The sequence below is a fragment of the Streptomyces sp. NPDC047453 genome, from assembly GCF_040643155.1.
Classification (GTDB): Bacteria; Actinomycetota; Actinomycetes; order Streptomycetales; family Streptomycetaceae; genus Streptomyces.
Window position 1 is genome coordinate 16,372 of the sequence record NZ_JBEYTS010000010.1, and the last position, 23,738, is coordinate 40,109.

Here is a 23,738-nt window from a genome sequence, read left to right on the forward strand (position 1 = left end):
CATGGCTTCCGGCGGGCCGTTTTCGTTCCCGAGCTGGGGACCGGGACCGGGAACAAGAACGGGTTCATCACGCCTCGTCGCGCCTCGGTTGGCCTAGAGTCGTGGCCATGACAGCCGAACTGACCGCGATGATCACCGCCGTCGTCGGCGTCCTCGGTACGCTCTTCGCGCCCGTACTCAGCCAGCGGCTGACCGCACGCGGGCGCGCGGAAGAGGCCGAGGCGGCGGAACGCGGACGGCGGTTCGAGGAACGCCGCGACGCGTACACGGCGATGAACCGGGCCTCGCGCCAGTTCCACACGCTCCTCAAGGACGCCCTGCACCGCATCCGCGACGGCGTGTACTCGGAAGAGGACCGCGGCCGGCTGGAGGAGGTGCGGCGCGACCACCGCGACCGCTATGCCGAGGCCCAGATGGTGGTGCCCGAGCGGATCCTGAGCGCCTCGCGGGCGGTGAACGAGGTCCTCGCGGGCGTCGACGCCGCGGCCAAGCGCCTCGACCGGGGCCTGGCCGGGGAGGGCGAGAGCGCGGAGCAGGCCCTGCTCGACCTGAAGGAGGCCGAACCGCGCCTGTCGGCGATGCGCAGGATGATGCGGGAGGACCTGGGGGTGCGGGACTGAGGCGTGCGGAGTCGGGCCGTCCCTGTGCGGGACTCTGGAAAGGGGCGACGACTGAGCGGGATGCTCCTGCCGGGCGGATGTGCGAGACGGCCATCGCTGGATAGAGTCGTCCCGTTACAACTGGTTGTGGGGACAGCCAGAGTGCCTCGGGGAGGGCCCGCAACACATGAGTCGTCGTTCCAATGGCTTGGTCGGTGTCTGGGCTGAGATGCAGAGGCAGCAGCAGCGCCAGATGGAGGCCGAAGCCCGACGGCGGCGACAAGAAGCGCAACAGGCACGTGCCCATCAGCGGCGAGCCGCACAGAGTCACCGCGAGTACAGGCAGGCAGAGGCCCGACGCCGTACCGAGGAACTCGACGCACAGGTTGCGTCCCTGCAAGGCCTTCTCGCCTCGGGCTGTCAGGCTCCCGCATTCAGGGCTTCCTCTCTCACGCGCCGTGAAGAGATCGAGCCCTTCGTTCCAGGCCCACTGGCGCAGTCCGTGCCCATGCCGAATTCCGATCACTACCAGGCGCAGGGCGGGTGGACTGCCAGTCGCCGGGCACAGGCGCAGGCCGAAGTTCGGGCGCGCTTCGAGCGGGACTGGCACGCGGCGCAGGCGGCGGAGGCGCAGCGGCAGCAGCAGTTGGCGACGTACCAGCGGGAGTACCAGCAGTGGGCCGACGCCCAACTGGCCGATGTGCGGCGGCACAACGCCGGCATCGCCGAGCTGACCGAGGGAGTGAGCCGCCGCGATCCCGACGCCGTGGTCGAGTACTTCTCCGCCGCTCTCTACGCGTCGACCGCGTGGCCGGAGGGTTTCCCACGCCAGGTGGCGGCGGCGTACGACGCGGCAGCCGGACAGTTGGTGCTGGACTGGGAGCTGCCCGCCTACGGCGTCGTCCCCGAGGTCAAGTCCGTCCGGTACGTGTCCGCGACGGACCAGGACAAGGAGACCGCCCGGCCGGTGACTCAGCGCAGGGCCCTTTACCGGGAGGTTCTGGCGCAGTGCGCGCTGCTCGTCCTGCACGAACTCTTCGCCGCGGACGAGCTGGGCGCGCTCGAGTCGGTAACCTTGAACGGCTTCGTGGACGGACACGACCCCACGACGGGCCGGCCGGGCAACATCTACCTGGCGACCGTCATGGCCCCGCGCTCGACGTTCCGCGATCTGCACTTGGCGCAGGTGGACGCCTGCAGCTGCCTGGCCGATGCGCTGCGCGGGCAACTCTCGGCCCGCCCCGACCAACTCACTCCGGTACGGCCGAGCCGCCGGCCGCAGGAGGTGGGGAACCGTGTCGTCACGCATGGCAGCAATGAGGAACCCGACCTGTACGAGATGGATCCGATCGCCTTCGAGGATCTCGTTGCCGATCTCTTCCGGGCCATGGGGATGCAGGCAGTCACCACCCAACGCTCGAACGACGGCGGAGTGGACGTCGACGCGCTGGATCCGGCACCGATCCGCGGCGGCAAGATCGTCGTCCAGGTCAAGCGCTACCGGAACACGGTGCCGCCCACCGCCGTGCGCGACCTGTACGGGACCGTGCAGGACGTCGGCGCGAACAAGGGCGTGCTCGTCACGACGTCGAGGTTCGGCCCCTGCTCACACACCTTCGCCAACGGCAAGCCGCTGGAACTGATCCCGGGAACCGAACTCGTCGACCTGCTGCACCGCCATGGGCTGCGCGGACGCCTGGGCGATGGCGCCCGTCAATCCGCGGCTCAGCCGACGCCGGCGGTCGCGGACACTGGGCTGCCCGACGACCACAACGTCCTGGGCATGTCGTGGACCGGAAGCGTCGCCCTGGACGTGTGCGCTCTCGTCTGCCGTGGCAACCGTGTCCTCAGCGACGACCACTTCGTCTTCTTCAACAACCCGCGGACACCGGACGGCTCCGTGCGCGCCCTTCCCGCCAACGCACCCGACAAGGCCGCCATCTGCGTCTCCTTCGACGCGCTGCCGGCCGAGGCGGACCGATTCGTACTCGTGGCCGCCATCGACCCGGAGGTCAACCCGGACGCCGACCTCTCGGGCTTCACGGATGCCTCCATCCGCCTGCTCGACCCGAGGCTGGCCGAGCTGGGACGCCTGGAAGTCTCCGACGGCCGCCCCCACGAAACCGCCCTGGTACTCGGCTCCTTCCGCCGCAGGCCCAACGGTGACTGGGACTTCGTCCTGGGCGGCAGGGGCTACACGGGCGGCCTGGAAGAGCTCGTCCAGGACTTCGGCATCGAGGTGGAGTAGAACCAGTGGGCGGGGCAGTTCGAAGATCTGCCCCGCCTTCACCTCGGCGCCCAGGGCCGGGGCGGGCACCGGCCCCATGCTCGACCACGACACCGGACACCTCGTGCGCGGGAATGACGGGCGTCCGCTCCCGCCCGGATCCGTCGAGGCTGCTGAGACTTCTCACGGTATGACAGTCAGTGCTTTGGCGGTGCTGTCCGGCCAGGGCGGCGTGGCCGCTTCGGCAGGACGAAGTGGCTGGCGCACCGCGCGCGCCGCCGGCTCGCCGATCAGGCCCCGGACCTTCTCGGGGTCCTGGACCGCTGCCGACGCGAGACGGTGAGCCCCCTATGGCCGTCCGTACGGCACCGGCCGACCGGTGAAGGCGTCCAGGAGCACACGGTCGCCGAGCGGCCGGTCCAGCTTCACCGGCACCACCTCGCTGAGCCCCTGGTCGGTGCAGGGACCCTCCTTCCTCCCGACGACGGACGCGGACAGCACCACACTCCCGTCCGTCTCCAGCACAGCCACGGCAGGACCGTCGTCACAGGCCCCGTGGTCGGCGATCACCGTGACGGACCGGCCGTCCCTCGCGGTCCCGGCCAGCTGCCGAAGCGGCTGCAACGTGTCGCTGGGCCCCTCCGCTATCGGCTCGACCGGCGGCGTGGGGGGCTTCCAGGGACGGACGGCGGCCTGCTTGAGCGGAGTGCCGTAGCCGTCCAGGGTGAAAAGCCAGGCCGGGACGGTCGCCGGGCCGCGGCTGGTGGCCAGGGTCATCTCACCCAGCTTCGCCCCGGTCACGGTCAAGTGCGGTCCGTCGTTGCCGCCGCGGGCCACGGCCTCGTACGCCTGCCGCGCCTCCATCAGCGGCAGCGTGAGCGAGCCCCCGCTCTCCCACTTCACCCGGCCGTTCCTCCGTGGCGCGGCGGGGAGTTGGCCGCGCAGGGCGAAGTTCTGGTTCCCGTAGGCCTGCTTGTCGGCTGCGTCGTGGAAGGCGTCCTCGGGCAGCTGGACCACCTCTCCGATCGGGTAGTAGCCCTTCCGCCAAGCCCGGGCGGCCTCGGAACCGTCCCAGGCGTCGGCGACCTGACGAGCGCGGGCCTCCGCCATCGGGCTGTGGCCGGGGGTGCGGGCCTGAATGCCACGACCGCTGCCCTGTTCGCTGCCGCAGCCGGTGACCGCCCCGCCCGCTGCGGCGAAGAGTGCGAGGACGAGGAGCAGTTGGGCGGTGCGTGCGGACATGGGTCCCCCCTGGGTCCGACGGTGACGAGCACAGGCTTCGCGGTGCGGGGCCGCGGCGTACTGCTCGTATGACGTACCAGGCCCGGTTTTCGTTGTACACGAAGGCGACGCCGCACCGTCGACGGCACAGCAGCCACAGTGGACCGGCGGCGGCCATCTCGTTCATGCGGTCTGTCTCTTGGACGAGGCGGACGCCGGCGGACTTGCAGATCTCGACGGCCGCCTCCAGCTCGTCGGCGCTGATCACGGAGCCGGTCGGGTTGTTGGGGTGGGTGGAAACTCCGCCCTCGGTGATCACCGACCTCGGTCGCTGACCTTCCTCGGCGTGGCGTTGGCGGTTGGGCTCTCTACACCGGCCGCTGAGCGATGGTGGTGGGTCGGCGGCGTCGCGGTGTTTTGTTCGCCCATGATCCTCTCCATGATCAACCAGGGATACGGTGCGACGCTCCTCACGGCTGAGGGCATGGAGTTGTACACCCTCTTCCGTCGCAGATCAGTGCTCTGGGGTGAGGTTGCAGGGATTGAAGAGCGTTGCCTTCCAGCGCGGAGTGGTACGCGGTCGGATGTGCGTATCGTCCGAGTTCGCGGCAGGGCGCTCACGGTTCCGGGCGCCCTCACCGCCCGCATGCACGACCCCAAGTTCGAGGCAAAGTTGGCGGCGATCCGGCAGTACAGGGCTCGCACAGCCGACAGCCAATACCGCATCAGGTAGTTGACAGGGCGAACGTTGCCTGATGCGGCAGTACCATGATCCACCCTTGCGCGGGCCAGCCCAAGAGAGTTGATGCAGGCCAGGCTTCAGGCGGCATATCGCTGCTGGGTGCTGCGAACGCGGCATGATGACTCACGTCAAGCCGTGTTCGTGACCCTCGTTTCGCTCGGCTTGGTGGATCCACCTCAGCAGCACTACCCGTCCTGGTGACGGACCAGATCGAACTGCTCAGCCGGTCGGTCGGCGGACAGGACCGGGCGTGTTCCAGCCCGCCGCGTGGTCCGGGGTCCACTGTGAGCCGTGAACGGGGTTCAGTCCCTCGCTCCATCGGCCAGGAAGGCGCTCAGACTGTCGAGGAGCATGGTGCTGCCCTGCTCGGCCATGTCGCGTTCCTCGGCGGTGTCGCAGGTCTGGCGGAGCACGATCTGCGTGTGTCGGTCGTCCTGCTCGTCGAGTTCCACGGTCATGGCCGCAGGCGCGGGCTTGCCGGGTACGTCCATGCCGACCACCAGGAGGCGGTTCTCGACGACCTCGAGATAGGAGCCGGTCAGCGGGAACTGTCCGCCGTCGGGCGTGACCATCATGGCCTTCCACGCTCCGCCCGGCCGTACGTCCATCTCGACGGAGCCGGCAGCGGCGTAAGCCCACTGGGCATACTGCTCGGGGGTGGTCCACGCCCGCCACACCTTCACCGCGGGGGCGTCCAGCGTTCGAGTCAGCTTGTAGGAGAAGCCGTCGGCCGGGATGGTCTGCTCGGTGCTCATCTTTTCGTCTCCTGGTCTCATGTTGCTCGGGACTGTTGCACCTGTAGACGCCCGCGGGCGCGGAGATTCATCGGTCTGCTGGAACTTCTTGCACGGCCATACCGGTGCGGCACGAACTCGGCGAAGGAGCGGCGAGGCGCAGGCCAGGTCTCTGCGCCGAGAGCTCTCCACCACTCCCGGAACCGTTCGAGGATCTCGGGCTTGATCCATGTCATGTGGTCCCGCTTCCAAGCTGCGGGGAAACGGCCGTCGCGGACGGTGGGCAGGCCGATTTCCCGGCAGTACGCCTGGTAGACGGTGATCGTGTATTCCGAGTGGACCGCACGGATCCTGCGTTGCGGTTCTTCCATGGCGTACAGCGTCGAGTCGGCCGGTTCAGGTGGCCACTGATCTTCGACTGCCGTTCACCGTGACGGAGCGTGCCGGTGGCACCGTGCGGACGGTCGGTGCGCTCCTCGTGGTGGTCGGCGACCGCACGGCGGGTCGGACGGGCACGGAATCGCTTCGAAGACTCGTGCGTTGAGGACAGTGGGCATGGGATGCCGGTGGTGTGCGAGCCGAGTAGCCCGGTCGACCGAGCTGACAGACATTGGAGGGGCCGTAATGGCTGCGCAGACGCAGAGGGCAGTGCTGGCAGGCGGATGCTTCTGGGGGATGGAGGAGCTGATCCGCCGGCTCCCGGGCGTGACTGCGACCCGGGTCGGATACACGGGGGGTGACGTGCCGAACGCGACGTACCGTAACCACGGCACGCACGCGGAGGCCATTGAGATTCTTTTCGACTCCGAGAAGACCGACTTCCGCGCGATCCTGGAGTTCTTCTTCCAGATCCACGACCCGAGCACCAAGAACCGTCAGGGCAACGACATCGGCCTCAGCTACCGCTCGGCGATCTACTACGTGGACGACGAGCAGAAGAGGATCGCCGAGGACACGATCGCGGATGTGGACGCCTCCGGACTGTGGCCCGGCAAGGTCGTCACCGAGGTGGAGCCGGTCGGCCCCTTCTGGGAGGCCGAGCCCGAGCACCAGGACTACCTGCAGCGTTACCCGGACGGCTACACCTGTCACTTCCCGCGCCCGGGATGGCGGCTGCCCGCCCGCGCGGAGGGCTGACCGCGAGGCGGCTTGGCGGAAGGCGGAGACCGACCGGCCGAGGCTCCGCAGCCGGGCCGCGCCTGCGGGGCCGGCGCCGCCCTGCTGTGGACGACGGGTGCCGGCGGCGGGACACAGCCGGGCAAGGGCAGGACGGCCTCCGGCGGTCCCGATCCAACTTTGCTGAACCCGCGCGTCTCAGCCGTCGGTCGTGGCGACGCCGGTGGGGCAGGAGGCTCCCCAGTTCGTCTCGAACGGGTCACCCGGCTTGACGCCCGTGCCGCCGAGCCTGCCGCGTCATGTAACCCGTTGCACTCGTTGCGTGCACGATGCGAGTGCTGCCACGTGCCCCCGCAGGCGTTGCTTCCCTCGTGCCTTCGACTACAGGCTCGTCGAGGCCGCTTGTGCCGTCGCCTGGGTCAGCATCGTGTTCGAGGCCCCTGTGCGTGATCAACTTCTGGCTATTCGCGTGAGAGGACCCGGGTGATGCCTGTGACGAGCGCGGTGGCCAGCAGCCAGCCCGCACCGATCAGGAGCCAAGCAAACCACTGGGTCGGCCCCGTCGGCTGGAACGCCCGCTGCTGACCGAAGTCGATCACAGGAAGGAGCAGGTCCAGGCTGTAGATCACGGGACTGAACACCGGATGGCGCGTACCTCTCAGCGGGAGGGGCCGGTGCAGGGCGAAGACGGTGGCACCGGTGGCGAGAAGGGCCAGCAGCCACACCGCTGCACGTTCGGGCAAGTAGCCGTACCCGACGGTGGCATCCTGCACATGCCCCCAAGCGCGGGCGTACCAAGGGAGTGTCGTGCGGCGGTGACGCTGGCGGGTCAGGAGCACGGTCCGGGCATCGCGGTCCTGGCCGATGGACTGGTAGACGGTGGCGAGCTGTTGGTACGGCTGGGGTCTGTACCCATCGGGATCACGGCTCAGCAGCTCAAGGCGGTGGTTGACAGGCAGGTGCGGTTCCAGCGACCGGTAGACCAGTCCATCGAGTTGGAGGCGTGGCTGCTCGTGGGGGTCGTCATGAAGCCGGAGTACACCGATGGCGGCGTGACGCAGGTCCATGCCTCCTGCGGTCCGCGCGGGCCGCAGGAGTAGCTCCTCGGCTTGGAGGTGATGGCAGGACAGGGCGTTCCCCTGGGTGGGTATGAGGGACGCGGTGTCGAAGCTGACCGACCCGCCGACGGTGGCGCTGCTCAGCGTCACCGCTCCGTCGGCGCGGAAGCCCTCGCTGCAATCGATATTCGTGGAGACCTGGATACCGGGGGCGAACAGGGCTTCACCGCCAGGTCGGTGCAGCGAGGCCCCTCGCAGGTGCAGACCTTCACTGAGGCGCGCCTGGAGCAGCCGCAGCTCCCCGGCGGCGCGGAATCCGTCGGTCGCGACGACACCCTTCGCCTCAAGGCGTGTGCCGTCCAGGGCCAGACCGCCGGCATTGGAGAGGTGCGCGCTCTGGAGGAGCAGGCTTCCGCCGATTCGGGCGTCAGGCACGCTGACCCTGCCCTGAACGCGGCAGTTCATCAGGTCGAGGTTCCCGTCAACCGTCGTGGCGCCCATCCCAAGCCCCGGTAAGCGCGAGCCGCCGAAACTGGTCACTCGGAGTTTGGCCCCGTACAGCTGCGGTGCCTCCTCGAACCAGCACTCCTCCAGCCACAGCACACAGCCCACCTCCGCGAAGAGCAGGCGAAGCTTCCCCGACACCCGGGCGCCCACCAGGTGGACCATCGGAGTTTCACCGCTGATGGCGTCGGCACTGCCCAGCAGCAACGAGCGGATCACCGAGGCCCGCACCTGGCGTTCAGGCCCCCAACTGCCACCGTCCGTCACCGGTCCGCCATCCACGTCGCGCGGACGCAGGTCGACTTCACCCCCTGCGGCGAATGCCTCCCAGAGCCGGAGTTCCGGGCCGGTGAGGTCATCGGGGCGCATCCGGGGCCTCCGGCTGGTCGGGAGCGAGGTCCGGCCATGGTCAAGCTGGGCGAGAACGCTGCGCAAGAGTGCCGCTGCCCGTGCCGTACCACGTCGCTCCAAGCTGCACTCGGGCGAACAGCGACCGAGGGCGTCCGTCGGGCGGTTACGCTCCCCGGTCCATCGAACCCCTAAGTGTGCCCACCGCTGCTCGGACTCGGGTGCGGGTGTGATCCCGGTTGGGCAGGAAGGGCGCCAGGTCGAACGTCACTGGTCGCCGGAGCGGCGCGGTGTTGTCATGGGTAGGGAGACGGGGCGTGGACGAGCGGCCGCGAAGGCCGTGGCGCCGCGCCGTCGCGAAACGGAGGAGGCCGATGCCATGCTGCACCGCCGCACGGTCGGTGACGTGATGACCGAAGAAGTCATCACCCTCCGCCCCGACACACCGTTCCACGAGATCGCCTCCCTGCTGGACGCGAATGACATCGCCGCGGCCCCGGTCATCGATGATGAGGGCGCCCCCATCGGCGTCGTGTCCGCGTCCGACGTGCTGCGGCATGAGACCGGCATGCCCGATCCGCAGGGGCAGTACGGGAACGACGAGCGCGCGTGGGGCAAGGCCCGGGCCCGGACCGCGGGCGCGCTCATGAGCAGCCCTGTCTTCACCGCCCGTGCCGACTGGACGATCCCCCGGGCCGCGCGGGAACTCCGCAGGCGGCACGTCAAGCAACTGCCGGTCGTCGGCGACCACGGGCTCCTGACCGGCATCGTCAGCCGTAGCGACCTGCTGACCGCCTTCATCCGCTCCGACGTTGAAATCCGCGGCGAGGTCGAGCGGGACGTCCTGGGGCGCATCCTCGGCCTGGAAGAGGGCACCGTCGCGGTCGAGGTCCGGGACGGTGCCGTTACCCTACGGGGCCACGTCCCGGAACCGCGTCTTGTCCCGGTGGTCGTGGGCCTGTGCCAGGGTGTCGACGGTGTCGCAGCCGTGGACGCCCACCTCGCGGCCGCCCGGGCGGACTAGTCGCTGGTGACTTCTCGCGCCGGAGAGAGGCACGTCGGGCTGTACGCCCGTGCTCGATCGCTCGACGTCCGGGACTCACGGAACTGCCCAACCAGCTTGAAGAGCCCGGTCACCGCGACAGCGCGTCTGCGGTCAGTGAACGGAAGCGCGGCTGTTGACGGCGCTGCCGGCCATCCCCGACACCCGCCGACGTGGGCGCTACTGCGCCGGCGGGTGTGGACACGAGTGGCATCAGCCGGCCGGCCCCGAGCCGTGGGGCGCACCGTTCACCTCCACCGACCGACGAGCCTCGGCCGCGCCATGCGCGCCAACCGCTCATGCCGCCCGAGCTGACCGACTGGACCCCGGCCGGTCCTCGGAACACCGTCGTCGTGCCCCCAGACATACGGGCTCACGCAGGCGTGGGCCGCCCCTTGAGTGCCTGCTCGGGGGTGGGCAGCTGCGGCGTTCGGCCGAAGAGCACGGGGTCTCCCTGTCGGTCTGGGGCGGGCCCGTCCGTCACAACGGGCCCGTCGGTTTCGCCGCTCCCGCGTACGCGGGTGACGGCATAGAGGACAACGATCCTGCCGCCGCCGTCATTCCGGCGGGCGCATCGGCTTCCGCCGCCGCAAGCTCAGGCGGTCGACCCGGTGGTCGAGCCTGTCCGGACGCGCGGCCGGGACCGCTCAGTGGAGCAGCGTCGCCGGGCTGCCGCCGTTGGCCTCGTAGCCCGCCACGGCCAGGGCCCGGTAGACGGCGAACTCCGCCGCCGGGTCCTCGGACAGAGTCCACGGCACCGCGCCCACATGGCCGTCGACGTGTATCAGCTGGCTCATCGCCTCCGCCCAGCGCTCGGAACGGACCAGGAAGAAGAGCAGCAGATGGCGGACGTGGGCGAGCATCGGGTCGTCGGGGCGGGCCGCGTGCACCGCGAAGAGCGCGCCGTGGACCGCCTTGGTCACGACCTCGCTCTGGTAGAAGCCCCTGACCAGGTTGACCTCGGGGAGGTGCTCGAAGACCGCGAACAGCGGCATGGCCGCCAGCAGCGAGCCCCGGGGCGCACGGGCCGCGGCGGCCTCCGCGAAGGAGTACGCCAGCTCACGCGAGCCGTGCCACTTCTCGCACCAGTAGTGCAGGGCCGCCAGATGCGCCCCCGTGTGGGCCGGCGCCCGGTCGAGAATCTTCAGCCACAACTTCTCGAACTCCGGCTGCGAGTACGCCAGGCCCCGCGCCACGGACAGCTCGACGATGTACGGGACCGGGTCGCCCGGGGCCAACAGAGCCGCCTGCCCGCACGCCTCCCGCGCCTCCTCCATGATGATCCGGAACTCGTCCGTGCCCGGCGTCGCCGTACGCCACGCCTGCTGCACCAGGAACTCGGCGTGCACCGCCGCGCCGCCCGGGTCCTTGGGCGCCTCGGCCCGCCACACCTGCAGCCACTGCCCGCCGGGCGCCTCGCTGACCCCGCCCGGCCGCTGCTGGAGCTCCAGCGAGGCCGCCCCGGCGAAGGCCTGGATCCGCTGCCAGCGCAGCTCGCCCTCCTTCTCCGTGCCCGCGAGGAGCTGGGAGGCGGCGCGGTAGTCCTGCGTGCGCTGCACCAGCTGCAGGACATCCAGCAGGTCCTGGTCCGGTCCGGGCATGCGGACGTCGAGCTCCTCCTGCCGGACGAAGCCGTAGTTCGCCGGATCCGCGGCGTCCGGATGCCCGGGCGCTACCTGCTCGATGCCGGCACGCCTGCGCCTGAGGAACGGGACCAGCACGAAGCCCAGCATGGCCAGCGCCATCAGGACCCAGAAAATCTCCATGCGACAAGCGAACCAGACGGCGCCGACACTTGGCCAACCTGTACCGCGAGCCTGTGGATAACCCTGCCTCCCGTGCGGCCCGGGGCCCGCCGTCCGCCACCACCCCCACAAGCGCACTACCCTCGGGCCCATGAGCGACAGGCACATCAGTGAGCACTTCGAGACGCTCGCGATTCACGCGGGCAACACCGCCGACCCCCGGACCGGGGCGGTCGTCCCGCCGATCTACCAGGTCTCGACCTACAAGCAGGACGGCGTGGGCGGTCTGCGCGACGGCTACGAGTACAGCCGCAGCGCCAACCCGACCAGGACCGCCCTGGAGGAGAACCTTGCCGCCCTGGAGGGCGGCCGCCGCGGACTCGCGTTCGCGTCAGGACTGGCGGCCGAGGACTGCCTGCTGCGTACGCTGCTCAGCCCCGGCGACCACGTCGTCATCCCCAACGACGCCTACGGCGGCACCTTCCGCCTGTTCGCCAAGGTCGTCTCCCGGTGGGGCGTGGAGTGGTCGGTCGCGGACACCTCCGACCCGGGCGCGGTACGGGCCGCCATCACCCCGAAGACCAAGGCCGTGTGGGTGGAGACTCCCTCCAACCCGCTGCTCGGCATCACCGACATCGCCGCCATCGCTCAGGTCGCACGGGACGCGGGCGCCAAGCTCGTCGTCGACAACACCTTCGCCACGCCGTACCTCCAGCAGCCGCTCGCGCTCGGCGCGGACGTGGTCGTGCACTCGCTGACCAAGTACATGGGCGGTCACTCGGACGTCGTCGGCGGCGCGCTGATCGTCGGCGACGCCGGGCTGGGCGAGGAACTGGCGTTCCACCAGAACGCGATGGGCGCCGTCGCCGGCCCCTTCGACTCCTGGCTGGTGCTGCGCGGCACCAAGACGCTCGCGGTGCGCATGGACCGGCACAGCGAGAACGCCACGAAGGTCGCCGACATGCTGTCCCGGCACGCGCGCGTGACGCAGGTCCTCTACCCGGGCCTGCCGGAGCACCCCGGTCACGAGGTGGCCGCCAAGCAGATGAAGGCGTTCGGCGGCATGGTCTCCTTCCGGGTCGAGGGCGGCGAGGAGGCGGCCGTCGAGGTCTGCAACCGCGCCAAGGTGTTCACGCTCGGCGAGTCCCTGGGCGGCGTCGAGTCGCTGATCGAGCACCCCGGGCGCATGACGCACGCGTCCGTGGTGGGCTCCGCCCTCGAGGTCCCAGGGGACCTGGTGCGCCTGTCCGTGGGCATCGAGAACGTCGACGACCTGCTCGAGGACCTGAGGCAGGCCCTCGGCTAGTGCTGCGACCGGAAAGGTTCACCGGCTCGCGACGCCCGGCACGGCTCCCCCACAGCCTGAACGGCGTGGGAGGTGCCCCCAGCACCGGACGCCGCGAGCTTTCCCGCAAACCTTTCCGGTCACAGCACTAAGGGTCACCAGCCGGTCACGGGTGGAGTCGTCTGCGACGGCGGCTCCACCCACGGGCGAGCCGTCAGCGCCCACACCGTGAAGGCGACGGCCGCCGCGGCCAGCACCAGCCACATCAACCGGCGGGCGGCCGTGCGGCGGCGCAGCATCCGTCCTCCGCGGCGCACGGCCTCCTCGTACAACTCGGTGGGCACCTGCGGCGGACGCTGTTCCAGGATCCGCCGTACGGCCGCCTCCCGTTCGAGCCCGTTCACGGCCGCCTCCACTCGTCCGGTCGTTCCCCCAGGCTGCACAGGGCGCACAGGCTGCACAGGCCACTCGTGTCGCATACGCTGGCCCCGCAAGTCGCACATGCCGCTCACGCCCTTCGTTCCACTCACGACGCTGCCGCCTCGGCGTCGCCGACCGCCGGTGCCGGGCTCACCGGAGTGCGGGTGAGCGTGGTGATCGCGCGGTCGCAGATGGCGCGGACGCGGTCCGTGGGCAGGCCCAGCAGGGCCGCCGCCTGTTCCTCGGCCACCCCCTCGTACAGCCTGAGGACGATGATCAGGCGCTCCTGGGAAGTGAGCGCGGCCAAGGCGCCGGGTGGCCTTCGGCGGGCGCGGCCCGGACCGCCGCGCTGGTGCCACGCCTCGCGGGCGAAGCGGGAGGCCAGATGCCGGCGGGCGTGGTTGTACGGGTCCTCGCCGCGCAGCCGGTCCCAGCACGCGTACGTGTGCGCCAGGGCGAGGGTCAGCAGGCGTCGCGCGCGCGGGTTGTCGCCGGGCGCCTCGGCGGTGAGCAGCGTGGCGGCATGCAGCAGCCGCCCGGCCGCGCCCGCGACGAACGCCTCGAACTCCCGGGCCCGGCTAGCCCCTTGGGCCGCCTGCCGTTCTCGCACGACACCTCCCCCCAAGGGCGACCGTGACCGAGGGACCCGTTCTCGTACGCCTCCTGAAACGCGTACGACGAGGGCCCGGTCTCATATGAGGGGAGGGACCGGCCGTCGGTCAAGAGCCGCGTTCACACCCGTCGGCCCGCGCCCGGTCGCGGCTCTACGACGCCGAGGGCGAGTCCGTCTGCGGTATGCCCTGGCGGGCGGAGAGGGCGTCGTTGAAGCGGGTCAGCAGTGAGCAGAAGGCTTCGCGTTCCGCCGGCTCCCAGTCCTGGGTCAGCTCGGCCATCAGCTGCCGCCTGGACGAGCGGACCTCCTCCAGCCGCGACAGCCCGCGCGGGGAGAGCTGGAGCACCACGGCGCGCCCGTCCTCGGGGTGCGAGGTGCGCTTGACGAGGCCGGTGTCGACGAGCGGCGCCACCTGACGGGTGACGGTGGAGGAGTCGATGCCCATGCTCGCGGCGAGCGCCTTGACGCCCATCGGGCCCTCTTTGTCGAGGCGGTTGAGCAGCAGGTACGCGGCGCGGTCCATGGAGTTGCGCACCTGTCCGACGCCGCCGAGTCGGGTCTGCTCGGCCCGGCGGGCGAAGACCGCCACCTCGTGCTGGAGGGTGTCGAGCAGACCGGTGTCACCGCCGGTCGTCATGTCCGTCGACATGTCGGGTGTTGTGGGCATGGCCGGGGGCTCACTTCTGGAGAGCTGCTGGGTTGGGGGACAGGTTACGCGGCTGGGGGGCAAGTCGTACCGGCACTGCGCTATCCGGTCTCGGAGGATGGTCACAACGGCGTCCGCGGCCCGTGAACTGCGAGACTTGAGGCATGAGCTACAGCACGGCCGGCTCCCCCTGGCCCGTCACCCTGGACGACGTGCGCGGCGCGCAGAAGATGCTCTCCGGGGTGGCGCGGGTGACCGCGATGGAGGGCAGCAGGTACCTGTCCGACCTGGTGGGCGCGCCGGTGCACCTGAAGTGCGAGAACCTCCAGCGGACGGGTTCGTTCAAGCTGCGCGGCGCCTACGTCCGGATCGCGGGGCTGCTGCCCGAGGAGCGTGCCGCCGGGGTGGTGGCCGCGAGCGCCGGCAACCACGCGCAGGGCGTCGCGCTGGCGTCGTCCCTGCTCGGGGTGCACTCCACCGTGTTCATGCCGAAGGGTGCCCCGCTGCCGAAGATCAGCGCCACGCAGGACTACGGCGCCGAGGTGCGCCTGCACGGCCAGGTGGTCGACGAGACGCTGGCCGCCGCCCAGGAGTACGCGGCCCGGACGGGCGCGGTGTTCATCCACCCGTTCGACCACCCCGACATCATCGCGGGCCAGGGCACGGTGGGCCTGGAGATCCTGGAGCAGTGCCCGCAGGTGCGCACGATCGTCGTCGGCATCGGCGGCGGCGGGCTCGCGGCCGGCATCGCGGTGGCGGTGAAGTCGCTGCGGCCGGACGTGCGGATCATCGGGGTGCAGGCGGCGGGCTCGGCCGCGTACCCGCCCTCGCTGGCGGCGGGCCGCCCGGTGACGGTCGGCACTCCGGCGACGATGGCCGACGGCATCAGAGTCGGCCGGCCGGGCGATGTGCCGTTCGGGATCCTGCGCGAACTGCTGGACGAGGTGCGCACGGTCACCGAGGACGAGTTGTCCGCCGCGCTGCTGCTGTGCCTGGAGCGGGCCAAACTGGTGGTCGAGCCGGCCGGGGTGAGTCCGGTCGCCGCGCTGCTGGGCTCTTCGGGCCCCGTGGCCGGTCCGGTGGTGGCGGTGCTGTCCGGCGGGAACGTCGATCCGGTGCTGCTCCAGCGGGTGCTGCGGTACGGCATGGCCGCGCAGGGCCGCTATCTGGCGGTCAGCCTGCGGCTGACCGACCGGCCGGGCGCGCTCGCCACGCTGCTGGGGGTGCTGTCGGCGGTCGACGCCAACGTCCTCGACGTCAGCCATGTCCGGACCGACCCCCGGCTCGGGCTCGCGGAGGCGGAGGTGGAGCTGCACCTGGAGACGAAGGGTCCGGCGCACTGCGCCGAGGTCGGCCAGGCCCTGCGCGAGGCCGGCTACACGGTCATCGACTGATCCCGCCCTCCGCCGGGCGGACGGATGGCGGGCGGAACGCGGAGGTCATCAGCTCTTCATCACTCATTCGAGTAAATCCGTTGAGTGGACGCGATACATCGCGTTATGGTGTGTCGTGTTCGCGAGGCGGCCTGCCCGGACGTGGCGCGGCGAAAATTCCCAGCGAAACAACACCTGCCTCTCTAGGCTTTTCCGACCATCCCCGACGACGCGGAGACTCATATGCCAGGCGCCATCTATGCCGAAGGTCTGGTGAAGACCTTCGGCGACGTAAGGGCTCTGGACGGCGTCGACCTCGACGTCCCCGAGGGCACGGTGCTGGGACTGCTCGGGCCCAACGGCGCGGGCAAGACCACCACCGTCCGCTGCCTGACCACGCTGCTGCGACCCGACAGCGGCAAGGCCGTCGTCGCGGGTCTCGACGTTCTCAAGCAGCCCAACGAGGTGCGGCGTTCGATCGGCCTGTCCGGCCAGTTCGCCGCGGTCGACGAGTATCTGACCGGCCGCGAGAACCTCGAGATGGTCGGGCGGCTGTACCAGATGAGGGCCGCGGCGGCGAAGACCAGGGCGGGGGAGTTGCTGGAGCAGTTCAACCTCGCCGACGCCGCGGACCGGCCCGCGAAGACCTACTCCGGAGGCATGCGCCGCCGGCTCGACCTGGCGGCGGCGCTCGTCGTCTCCCCGCCGGTGATGTTCATGGACGAGCCGACGACCGGTCTCGACCCGCGCAACCGCCAGCAGTTGTGGGAGGTCATCAAGCAGTTGGTCTCCGGCGGCACCACCCTGCTGCTCACCACGCAGTACCTGGAAGAGGCCGACCATCTGGCGCACGAGATTGCGGTGGTCGACCACGGCCGGGTCATCGCCCGCGGCACCTCCGATCAGCTCAAGGCCCGCACCGGCGGCGAGCGCGTCGAGGTCGTGGTCCACCAGCGCGAGCACATCCCCACCGCCGCCGAGGTGCTGCGCGGCTTCGGGAAGGGCGACACCACCGTCGAGGATCACACCCGCAAGATCACCACGCCCGTCACCGGCGGCGCGAAGCTCCTGGCCGAGATCATCCGGGAGCTGGACACCCGCGGCATCGAGATCGACGACATCGGTCTGCGCCGCCCGACCCTCGACGACGTGTTCCTGTCCCTCACCGGCCATGTGGCCGAGGCCGAGGCCGAGGGTGAGAACGGCACGAGCGGCGCCCAGGGCGCCGACGCCAGGGACCGCCGGCGCAAGAAGGAGACCGTCAAGTGAGTGCCGCCACCGACAGTGCGCGGATCGCGCCGTCCGGCAACGCCCTGACCCAGTCCGTCCGTGACTCGATGGTCGTCGCCAAGCGCAATCTGATCCGCATGACCCGGATCCCCGAGATGCTTATTTTCGGGCTGATCCAGCCGATTATGTTCGTGGTGCTGTTCAGCTATGTGTTCGGCGGCTCGATCAGCGTCCCGGGTGCGGGCCTCAGCCCCACCGGATACCGCGAGTTCCTGATGGCGGGCATCTTCGCGCAGACCGTCACGTTCGCCACCGCCGGAGCCGGCGCGGGGATCGCCGACGACATGCACAAGGGTCTCATCGACAGGTTCCGCTCGCTGCCCATGGCCCGCGGCGCGGTCCTCACCGGCCGCACCCTCGCCGACCTGGTGCAGACGGCGCTGACCCTGGTGGTCCTCGCGGTCGTCGCCGTCCTGGTCGGCTGGCGCACGCACGAGAACTTCGGCAAGGTGCTGGTCGGATTCGGCCTGCTGCTCCTGCTCGGCTACGCGTTCTCGTGGATCGGCGCACTGATCGGCCTGTCCGTACGCACCCCCGAGGCGGCCACCTCCGGCGGCCTGATCTGGCTGTTCCCACTGACATTCATCTCGAATGCGTTCGTGCCGTCGGAGAACATGCCCTCGTTCTTGCAGACCATCGCGAACTGGAACCCGTTCAGCGCCACCGTGCAGGCATGCCGCCAGCTGTTCGGCAACCTCCCGGCGGGATATCCGGTGCCGGACGCCTGGCCCATGCAGCACCCGGTGTGGGCATCGTTGCTGTGGTCCGTGCTGATTGTCGTGATGTTCCGCACCCTGGCGGTACGCAAGTACCGCTCGGCCACGGCCTGAGCGCGGGCGACGGCGGAGCCGGCCCTCCGATGTTCCGGACATGACGAATGGTCCGGACAATGACGAAGCCCCCGGTGCTCACGCGGAGCGCCGGGGGCTTCGCCGGAAGGCGGTGCGGTGCGGGACTCAGCCGCTGTACGGCTCGGCCTTGAGGATCTTCACCGAGGCGATCTTGCCGTTCGGCAGTTCGTACTCCGCGTCCTCGCCGACCTTGTGGCCCATCACGCCGGAGCCCAGCGGGGACTGCGGCGAGTAGGTCTCGATCTCGGCGCTCGCGTACTCCCGCGAGGCCAGCAGGAAGGTCAGGGTGTCGTCCTCGTCGCCGTCGAAGGCGATCGTGACGACCATGCCCGGCGCGACCGCACCGTCCGCGGCAGGCGGCTCGCCCACCTGGGCGGTCTCCAGGAGCTGGGTCAGCTGGCGCACGCGGAGCTCCTGCTTGCCCTGCTCCTCCTTGGCCGCGTGGTACCCGCCGTTCTCGCGCAGGTCGCCCTCCTCGCGCGCGGCCGCGATCTTGGCGGCGATCTCCGTGCGCGCAGGACCAGTAAGGTGCGCAAGCTCGTCCTTGAGCTTGTTGTACGCCTCCTGGGTCAGCCAGGTGACGTTCTCGCTGGTCTGGGTCACAGGTGCTCCTCGTCGGTGCTGGGAATACAAAGCATCGCCCTACCCAGAAGAATGTTCCCTCATGGGTGGGCGAAACCACGAGCCTAACAATTCAGGGCTCAAAGGGGGAGGACATAAGCCGTGAGACCTATGTCAACGCAGGTCAGCGGCCACGTATTCCGGTCCGCGCCGACGCGTCACCCGCGGCTGCAGCCCAGCAGCTCGGCCGTCGTGCCCCGGGCCGTCGTCCGCAGGGTGAGCACCTTGTCGACCTGCGAGGCGTGCTCGTCGAAGCGGAAGTCCGCCCGTCCGACCTCGGAGCCGTCGGCCGCCTGCGAGCGCAGCGTGCAGTAGCCGCGGGCGCCGACGTCCTTGTGGACCTCCAGATGGATCCGCACGGAGTCGTCCGACGTCTGGAAGGCGATGACCTGCGCACTGATCTTGTTCTGGCCGACGTAGTGGTAGGCGAAGTAGCCGATCAGGGCGAGCAGGGCCGCGCCCAGGACGGCACCGGCGATTTTGAGCTTGTGGTCGGCGCGCCCGTCCGGGGAGCGGCCGTAGCGGCCCTCGGGCAGCCGGGTGCTCGCCGTGCTCATGATCGTCCTCTCGGCCGGTGCGGGACAGGCGTCCCGCGGGGGGCTTCCGGAGCCGGACCCCGGAATTATTCGCCCCCCGATTCGGTCACTATAGAAGCCCCCGCCCGACCGACCGACCGCCACCCCGGACCGATCTCCCCGCGGGACGGCACCCCGTTGACTGCCCGCCGAGCCGGGCACCGACTTGACCTGAGGACTGAGCCTTGACTGACCAGCTGCGACTGATGGCCGTGCACGCGCACCCCGACGACGAGTCGAGCAAGGGCGCGGCCACCATGGCCAAGTACGTTTCCGAGGGGGTGGACGTGCTGGTGGTGACCTGCACGGGCGGAGAGCGCGGCTCCATCCTCAACCCCAAGCTCCAGGGCGACAGGTACATCGAGGAGAACATCCACGAGGTGCGCCGCAAGGAGATGGAGGAGGCCCGCGAGATCCTCGGGGTGAGCCAGGACTGGCTCGGCTTCGTCGACTCCGGCCTGCCCGAGGGCGACCCGCTGCCGCCGCTGCCCGAGGGCTGCTTCGCTCTGGAGGACCTCGACAAGGCGGCCGGCGAGCTGGTCCGCCGGATCCGCTCCTTCCGCCCCCAGGTGATCACCACCTACGACGAGAACGGCGGCTACCCGCACCCCGACCACATCATGACCCACAAGATCTCGATGGTGGCCTTCGAGGGCGCCGCGGACGCCGAGAAGTACCCGGAGGCGGAGTACGGCCCGGCCTACCAGCCGCTGAAGCTGTACTACAACCAGGGCTTCAACCGCCTGCGTACCGAGGCGCTGCACCAGGCCCTGCTCGACCGCGGCCTGGAGTCCCCCTACGGCGAGTGGCTCAAGCGCTGGGAGGACTCGGGCCACAAGGAGCGCACGCTCACCACGCACGTCCCCTGCGCCGACTTCTTCGAGATCCGCGACAAGGCGCTGATCGCCCACGCCACGCAGATCGACCCCGACGGCGGCTGGTTCCGGGTGCCGATGGAGGTCCAGAAGGAGGTCTGGCCGACGGAGGAGTACGAGCTCGCGAAGTCGCTCGTCGACACCTCGCTCCCGGAGGACGACCTCTTTGCGGGTGTCCGGCAGCTGTGAGGGACAATGCCTGACATGAGTGCAAGCGTGAGCCTGGCAATGACGCACCTGGTAACCCTCGCCGAGTTCGACAAGAACAAGGTCACCCCCGGCGTCCTCGGCTTCGTCGTCTTCGCGGTGATGGCCCTCGCGGTCTGGGGCCTGATGAAGTCCATGAACCGCCACATGGGCAGGGTCGACTTCAAGGAGGCCCCGGACCCCGCCGCGCGGCCCGGTGCCGCCTCCGGCGAGGCCAAGGCCGAGCGGGGCTGACACCCGGGCGGGCGGTGCCGCTCTCAGCTCCCGCCGTCCGGGACCGCCACCCCCATCACCTCCCGCGCGTGCCGCTCGGGCACCATGCCCAGGCGCCAGGCCTGCCAGCCCGCCTCCAGGCTCACGCCGCGCTCCAGGAGGAGCCGGTAGGCCTCGACGTAGTCGTTCAGCTTCCCGTCGCGCAGCGGATGGCCGCCGCGGGCGAGCTGGGCCAGTTCCTCCTGGGCCACCGCCGTGCCGACCTCCGTACCGCCGGGGGCCGCGTACGGCAGCAGGGTGCAGCGCAGGAACCTGGCCCAGTCCTCACCGCGGCGGTCGCCGTAGGAGGCGAACAGGGCCAGCGCCTCGTCGCACAGGGACAGCGCCTGCTGGGTGCGCGCGTTCCCGGCGTCCACGACGGCCAGCTCCAGACACGTCCACGCCTCGCCGTGCGCGACACCGATGCGCTGGAAGTCGGCGCGGGCGTCGACGAGGAGCTGGCGGGCGAAACCGGAGTTGCGCAGTGACCCGGTCTGCGCCGCCCGCTGGTCCCGGGTGACCCGGGCCGAGTGATGCCGGGCGCAGGCCAGCCCGTACACGTCCCGCATCCGGGAGAACATGGTGCGGGCGCGCTCCAGCTCGCGTACCGCCTGGTCGAGCCCGCCGGTCTCCTCCAGCGCCTGACCGAGGTAGTACAGCGTCCACGCCTCGCCGCGCGCGTCCTCGTTGTCCCGGTGCCGTGCCGCCGCCTGCCGCAGCTCCTCCACCGCCTCGGCCGTGTCGCCGGCCACCAGCCGGGCCCGGGCCAGCTGGGTGAGGGCCCAGGCCTCGCCGCGGGCGTCCTGGGTGCGGCGGTAGCGGTCCAGCGCCTGGCGCAGGTCCGCCTCGGCGCGCTCCACGTCACCCCTGCGCAGCGCGAGCTGGCCCAGCTGGAAGTGGGCCCACGCCTCGCCGTGCACCGACCCGCCCTCCCGGTGCAGCACCAGCGACCGGGTCAGCAGCTCCAGCGCCTCCGCCAGGTGCGCCCGGTCCCGCTCCACCGCCGCCAGCGCGTGCATCGTCCAGGCGCGGTCGGTCGCCAGCTCGGGCGCCGCCTGAAGGTCGAGGGCCTCCCGCAGCCGGGCCGCCGCCTCCGTCAGGTTGCCCTGGTGGTGCAGCGTGATGCCGAGCGAGTTCAGCGCGCGGGCCGCGCCCGCGTCGTGGTGGGCCTCCCGGTAGAGGTCGACGACCGAGGCCAGCGTGGTACGCGCCTTGTCCAGCTCGCCGAGCTGGCGGGCCGCGATACCGGTACGCCACTGCACCGACCGGACCAGCAGCCCCTGGTCGACGGCCTGGGTCAGCTCGCTGATCTCCCCCAGCCGGTACAGGTCGCCGCGCAGCAGGCAGTAGTCGCACAGGGCGCCGAGCAGGTTCAGCACGGTTCCCTGGTTCACGCCCTCCGCGTGCCGGAGGGCCGCCGTGATGAAGCTCGACTCGTCGTCCAGCCAGCGCAGCGCCTCGTCCAGGGAGGTGAAGCCGTGCGGGCTGAAGCGGTCCGAGCGGGTCGACATGTTCCCGTCGACCAGGCGCAGCACCGAGTCGGCCAGCTCGGCGTAGTTCTCGATCAGCCGCTCCTGCGCCGCCGTCCGCTCGGCGGGGTTCTCCTCGTCCAGCAGACGCGCGTGCGCGAAGGCCCGCACCAGGTCGTGCAGCCGGTAGCGGTTGCCCCGCACATGGTCGATCAGGCCCGCCCGGGCGAGGGCCGCCAGGTGCCGGTTCGCCTCCGCCTCGTCCGCGGCCAGCAGCGCGGCCGCCGCCGCGCCGCCCATCGAGGCGCGACCGGCCAGGGCGAGCCGCCTCAGCAGCCGGCGGGCCTGCTCCGACTGGTCGGTGTAGCGCAGCCACAGCGCCCGCTCCACCGGTTCCACCGGGCCGTACGCGCCCAGATCCGTGGCCAGTTGGCGCGGTGAGCGCGGGCCGAGACAGGAGCCCGCGATACGCAGCGCCAGCGGCAGCCCGCCGCACAACCGCCCGATCCGGTCGGTGGACTCCGCGTCGTAGGGCCCCGAGCTGTCCTGTGCGGCGGCGGTCAGCAGCTCCTCCGCGCCGACCGCGTCCAGGGCCTGGACGGGCAGCTGGTGCACCCAGGCCGGCAGGTCGGCGGGCAGCCGGAGCGGCTCGCGGGCGGTGACCAGGACCAGGCTGTCGGACCGCTCGGGGATCAGGGCGCGGACCTGCTCGGCGTCCGAGGCGTCATCCAGCACGATCGTGACCGGCAGCCCCGTCAGATGCTGGTGGTACAGCTCGCCCAGCCGTTTGAGCTGCTGCTCGGGGGAGGAGCGTTCGCGGAACAGCAGTTGCTCGCGGGGCGCGCCGAGCCGGTTGAGCAGGTGCAGCAGGGCGTCGCGGGTGGGCAGCGGCGGCTCGTCCTGGCTGCCGCCGCGCAGGTCGACCACGACCGCGCCCCGGAACTGGTCCCTCAGATCGTGGGCCGCGCGCACCGCCAGTGTGCTGCGGCCGGAGCCCGCCGCTCCGTGCAGGACCACGACGGTCGGCCGGGTCTGGGTGGACGCGCGGGCCGCCTGCACCCACTGCCGGATCCGTGCCATCTCCTCCCGCCGCCCCGCGAACACGTCCTCCGAGTCGGGCAGTTGACCGAACGACTGCTCGAGGACACTGCGTCTGCGGGCCGCCGCGCTCTTGTCCGTGCCACGCAGCCGGGGCGCCGCCTTCTTCGGAGTGGTGGACGCGCTCAGCACACGCTGCTGGTCGAGGAACGGGCGGATGCCGCGCACCTCCAGCGCGGTCAGCCACTGCAACCGCAGCTGCTCCGGACCGCCGGGCTGGCCGGCCGCCCCGGCCCGGCGGTGGGCGGCGGGCAGATGCGTGGCGGTCACCTTCACGACGGTGGCGGCGGCGCCCACCACCCCGACGGTGACGCCCGCGCCGACGGCGGTGCCGCCGTCGGTGCCCAGCGCCAGGTCGGCCACGATGGCGGCGAGTCCCGCGACTCCCGCGACGAGCAGGGGGGTTCCGCCGCCCTCGCGCGCGTAGCGCTGGGCGAACGTGAGCTGCCCGGCCCCCGACTCGTCCAGCGCCCGCGTGTAGGCCTCGTACTCCTCCGCCGCGGTCCCGGCCATGGTGTCCAGCGCGCCGCGCGCCCGGGACAGCAGCACACTTCCGTCCACCCGTCCGCCCGAGCGGCGAACCTCCTCCTCCACGGCCCGAGTCAGCAGCCGCTCGGCGTCCGCCCGATGGCCATCCCGCATGTCCCGTCCCCCTCCGGCGACAACTCCCTTTCGTACGAGTGTCCTTCGGGTCGGCCGGGAGCGCGAGGGGGCGGCGATCACCGATGGCCCCGATCGGGTGCGGACCGCCCGGAGAGGAGGGCGCGGGTCACACGAGGAGTCGCGGGGCGATCACCATCCGCGTCCGGCGGGGCCGGGTGAGGCAG

At 70.9% G+C, this 23,738-nt stretch carries 21 protein-coding genes and 1 pseudogene; 11 read left to right on the plus strand and 11 right to left on the minus strand.

What is annotated here, in order from left to right:
• Positions 1–107 precede the first annotated feature (107 nt).
• Complete coding sequence (locus ABZ818_RS11960) at positions 108–620, plus strand: hypothetical protein (RefSeq protein ID WP_361413074.1); 513 nt, start codon at positions 108–110, stop codon at positions 618–620.
• A 166-nt stretch (positions 621–786) separates the two neighbouring features.
• Complete coding sequence (locus ABZ818_RS11965) at positions 787–2,847, plus strand: restriction endonuclease (protein ID WP_361413075.1); 2,061 nt, start codon at positions 787–789, stop codon at positions 2,845–2,847.
• Between the two features lie 327 nt (positions 2,848–3,174).
• Here ABZ818_RS11965 and ABZ818_RS11970 read toward each other — a convergent pair whose 3' ends face one another.
• Positions 3,175–4,068 carry a hypothetical protein gene (locus tag ABZ818_RS11970; protein ID WP_361413076.1) on the minus strand — a complete coding sequence of 298 codons (894 nt, stop codon included), beginning with the start codon at positions 4,066–4,068 and terminating at the stop codon, positions 3,175–3,177.
• Positions 4,069–4,246: 178 nt separating this feature from the next.
• Between ABZ818_RS11970 and ABZ818_RS11975 the strand changes: the two genes are divergently transcribed.
• A complete protein-coding gene (locus ABZ818_RS11975; protein WP_361413077.1) occupies positions 4,247–4,780 on the plus strand; it encodes a hypothetical protein in 534 nt (177 codons plus the stop codon).
• A 311-nt stretch (positions 4,781–5,091) separates the two neighbouring features.
• Here ABZ818_RS11975 and ABZ818_RS11980 read toward each other — a convergent pair whose 3' ends face one another.
• Together ABZ818_RS11980 and ABZ818_RS11985 are read right to left on the minus strand one after the other, a co-directional pair.
• Positions 5,092–5,544 carry an SRPBCC domain-containing protein gene (locus ABZ818_RS11980; RefSeq protein WP_361413078.1) on the minus strand — a complete coding sequence of 151 codons (453 nt, stop codon included), beginning with the start codon at positions 5,542–5,544 and terminating at the stop codon, positions 5,092–5,094.
• Positions 5,545–5,741: 197 nt separating this feature from the next.
• Positions 5,742–5,894: pseudogene (locus ABZ818_RS11985) on the minus strand (DUF4291 family protein); the annotation flags it as partial.
• 253 nt (positions 5,895–6,147) lie between these two features.
• Here ABZ818_RS11985 and msrA point away from each other — a divergent pair.
• Positions 6,148–6,660, plus strand: a complete 513-nt coding sequence (msrA, locus tag ABZ818_RS11990; protein WP_361413079.1) for a peptide-methionine (S)-S-oxide reductase MsrA — start codon at positions 6,148–6,150, stop codon at positions 6,658–6,660.
• Positions 6,661–7,100: 440 nt separating this feature from the next.
• Here msrA and ABZ818_RS11995 read toward each other — a convergent pair whose 3' ends face one another.
• The gene (locus ABZ818_RS11995) at positions 7,101–8,570 is read right to left on the minus strand and encodes a membrane-associated oxidoreductase (RefSeq protein ID WP_361413080.1); all 1,470 of its coding nucleotides are present in this window, start codon (positions 8,568–8,570) and stop codon (positions 7,101–7,103) included.
• Positions 8,571–8,928: 358 nt separating this feature from the next.
• Between ABZ818_RS11995 and ABZ818_RS12000 the strand changes: the two genes are divergently transcribed.
• Positions 8,929–9,573, plus strand: coding sequence for a CBS domain-containing protein (locus tag ABZ818_RS12000; RefSeq protein WP_361413081.1), 645 nt, complete (start codon positions 8,929–8,931; stop codon positions 9,571–9,573).
• A gap of 665 nt (positions 9,574–10,238) precedes the next feature.
• Here the strand turns inward: ABZ818_RS12000 and ABZ818_RS12005 are convergent.
• On the minus strand, positions 10,239–11,357 hold the full coding sequence (locus ABZ818_RS12005; protein ID WP_361413082.1) for a hypothetical protein: 1,119 nt from the start codon (positions 11,355–11,357) through the stop codon (positions 10,239–10,241).
• Between the two features lie 130 nt (positions 11,358–11,487).
• Between ABZ818_RS12005 and ABZ818_RS12010 the strand changes: the two genes are divergently transcribed.
• Positions 11,488–12,642 carry a cystathionine gamma-synthase gene (locus tag ABZ818_RS12010; protein WP_361413083.1) on the plus strand — a complete coding sequence of 385 codons (1,155 nt, stop codon included), beginning with the start codon at positions 11,488–11,490 and terminating at the stop codon, positions 12,640–12,642.
• Between the two features lie 134 nt (positions 12,643–12,776).
• Here ABZ818_RS12010 and ABZ818_RS12015 read toward each other — a convergent pair whose 3' ends face one another.
• The 3 genes from ABZ818_RS12015 to ABZ818_RS12025 all read right to left on the minus strand — a co-directional run bounded on the left by ABZ818_RS12015 (position 12,777) and on the right by ABZ818_RS12025 (position 14,303).
• Positions 12,777–13,025, minus strand: coding sequence for a hypothetical protein (locus ABZ818_RS12015; protein WP_361413084.1), 249 nt, complete (start codon positions 13,023–13,025; stop codon positions 12,777–12,779).
• 122 nt (positions 13,026–13,147) lie between these two features.
• Positions 13,148–13,651 (minus strand): sigma factor-like helix-turn-helix DNA-binding protein, encoded by a 504-nt coding sequence (locus tag ABZ818_RS12020; protein WP_361413085.1) that lies wholly within the window; start codon positions 13,649–13,651, stop codon positions 13,148–13,150.
• Between the two features lie 154 nt (positions 13,652–13,805).
• On the minus strand, positions 13,806–14,303 hold the full coding sequence (locus tag ABZ818_RS12025; RefSeq protein ID WP_361413086.1) for a MarR family transcriptional regulator: 498 nt from the start codon (positions 14,301–14,303) through the stop codon (positions 13,806–13,808).
• A 161-nt stretch (positions 14,304–14,464) separates the two neighbouring features.
• Here ABZ818_RS12025 and ilvA point away from each other — a divergent pair, with 161 nt between their 5' ends.
• The 3 genes from ilvA to ABZ818_RS12040 all read left to right on the plus strand — a co-directional run bounded on the left by ilvA (position 14,465) and on the right by ABZ818_RS12040 (position 17,793).
• The gene (gene ilvA, locus ABZ818_RS12030; protein WP_361413087.1) at positions 14,465–15,694 is read left to right on the plus strand and encodes a threonine ammonia-lyase; all 1,230 of its coding nucleotides are present in this window, start codon (positions 14,465–14,467) and stop codon (positions 15,692–15,694) included.
• Positions 15,695–15,916: 222 nt separating this feature from the next.
• A complete protein-coding gene (locus ABZ818_RS12035) occupies positions 15,917–16,942 on the plus strand; it encodes an ATP-binding cassette domain-containing protein (RefSeq protein ID WP_361413088.1) in 1,026 nt (341 codons plus the stop codon).
• Positions 16,939–17,793, plus strand: a complete 855-nt coding sequence (locus tag ABZ818_RS12040; protein WP_361413089.1) for an ABC transporter permease — start codon at positions 16,939–16,941, stop codon at positions 17,791–17,793. Before ABZ818_RS12035 ends, ABZ818_RS12040 begins: the two co-directional genes overlap by 4 nt.
• A 126-nt stretch (positions 17,794–17,919) precedes the next feature.
• Here ABZ818_RS12040 and greA read toward each other — a convergent pair whose 3' ends face one another.
• Both greA and ABZ818_RS12050 read right to left on the minus strand, forming a co-directional pair.
• On the minus strand, positions 17,920–18,417 hold the full coding sequence (greA, locus tag ABZ818_RS12045; RefSeq protein ID WP_361413090.1) for a transcription elongation factor GreA: 498 nt from the start codon (positions 18,415–18,417) through the stop codon (positions 17,920–17,922).
• A gap of 176 nt (positions 18,418–18,593) precedes the next feature.
• Positions 18,594–18,992 (minus strand): DUF4307 domain-containing protein, encoded by a 399-nt coding sequence (locus tag ABZ818_RS12050; RefSeq protein ID WP_361413091.1) that lies wholly within the window; start codon positions 18,990–18,992, stop codon positions 18,594–18,596.
• Between the two features lie 203 nt (positions 18,993–19,195).
• Between ABZ818_RS12050 and mca the strand changes: the two genes are divergently transcribed.
• Together mca and ABZ818_RS12060 are read left to right on the plus strand one after the other, a co-directional pair.
• A complete protein-coding gene (mca, locus tag ABZ818_RS12055) occupies positions 19,196–20,074 on the plus strand; it encodes a mycothiol conjugate amidase Mca (protein WP_361413092.1) in 879 nt (292 codons plus the stop codon).
• Between the two features lie 6 nt (positions 20,075–20,080).
• On the plus strand, positions 20,081–20,326 hold the full coding sequence (locus ABZ818_RS12060; RefSeq protein ID WP_361413093.1) for a hypothetical protein: 246 nt from the start codon (positions 20,081–20,083) through the stop codon (positions 20,324–20,326).
• 23 nt (positions 20,327–20,349) lie between these two features.
• On the opposite strand, the gene ABZ818_RS12065 is transcribed toward ABZ818_RS12060, so the two are convergent.
• Entirely contained in the window at positions 20,350–23,553 is a 3,204-nt protein-coding gene (locus tag ABZ818_RS12065) for a tetratricopeptide repeat protein (RefSeq protein WP_361413094.1), read from the minus strand.
• Between the last annotated feature and the right edge of the window lie 185 nt (positions 23,554–23,738).

Excerpts from the sequence above, each read along its gene's own strand:
- ABZ818_RS11960 (WP_361413074.1), top strand. The coding sequence starts at position 108 with ATGACAGCCGAACTGACCGCGATGATCACCGCCGTCGTCGGCGTCCTC.
- ABZ818_RS11965 (WP_361413075.1), top strand. The coding sequence starts at position 787 with ATGAGTCGTCGTTCCAATGGCTTGGTCGGTGTCTGGGCTGAGATGCAG.
- ABZ818_RS11970 (WP_361413076.1), bottom strand. The coding sequence starts at position 4,068 with ATGTCCGCACGCACCGCCCAACTGCTCCTCGTCCTCGCACTCTTCGCC.
- ABZ818_RS11980 (WP_361413078.1), bottom strand. The coding sequence starts at position 5,544 with ATGAGCACCGAGCAGACCATCCCGGCCGACGGCTTCTCCTACAAGCTG.
- msrA (WP_361413079.1), top strand. The coding sequence starts at position 6,148 with ATGGCTGCGCAGACGCAGAGGGCAGTGCTGGCAGGCGGATGCTTCTGG.
- ABZ818_RS11995 (WP_361413080.1), bottom strand. The coding sequence starts at position 8,570 with ATGCGCCCCGATGACCTCACCGGCCCGGAACTCCGGCTCTGGGAGGCA.
- ABZ818_RS12000 (WP_361413081.1), top strand. The coding sequence starts at position 8,929 with ATGCTGCACCGCCGCACGGTCGGTGACGTGATGACCGAAGAAGTCATC.
- ABZ818_RS12005 (WP_361413082.1), bottom strand. The coding sequence starts at position 11,357 with ATGGAGATTTTCTGGGTCCTGATGGCGCTGGCCATGCTGGGCTTCGTG.
- ABZ818_RS12010 (WP_361413083.1), top strand. The coding sequence starts at position 11,488 with ATGAGCGACAGGCACATCAGTGAGCACTTCGAGACGCTCGCGATTCAC.
- ABZ818_RS12025 (WP_361413086.1), bottom strand. The coding sequence starts at position 14,303 with ATGTCGACGGACATGACGACCGGCGGTGACACCGGTCTGCTCGACACC.
- ilvA (WP_361413087.1), top strand. The coding sequence starts at position 14,465 with ATGAGCTACAGCACGGCCGGCTCCCCCTGGCCCGTCACCCTGGACGAC.
- ABZ818_RS12035 (WP_361413088.1), top strand. The coding sequence starts at position 15,917 with ATGCCAGGCGCCATCTATGCCGAAGGTCTGGTGAAGACCTTCGGCGAC.
- ABZ818_RS12050 (WP_361413091.1), bottom strand. The coding sequence starts at position 18,992 with ATGAGCACGGCGAGCACCCGGCTGCCCGAGGGCCGCTACGGCCGCTCC.
- ABZ818_RS12060 (WP_361413093.1), top strand. The coding sequence starts at position 20,081 with ATGCCTGACATGAGTGCAAGCGTGAGCCTGGCAATGACGCACCTGGTA.
- ABZ818_RS12065 (WP_361413094.1), bottom strand. The coding sequence starts at position 23,553 with ATGCGGGATGGCCATCGGGCGGACGCCGAGCGGCTGCTGACTCGGGCC.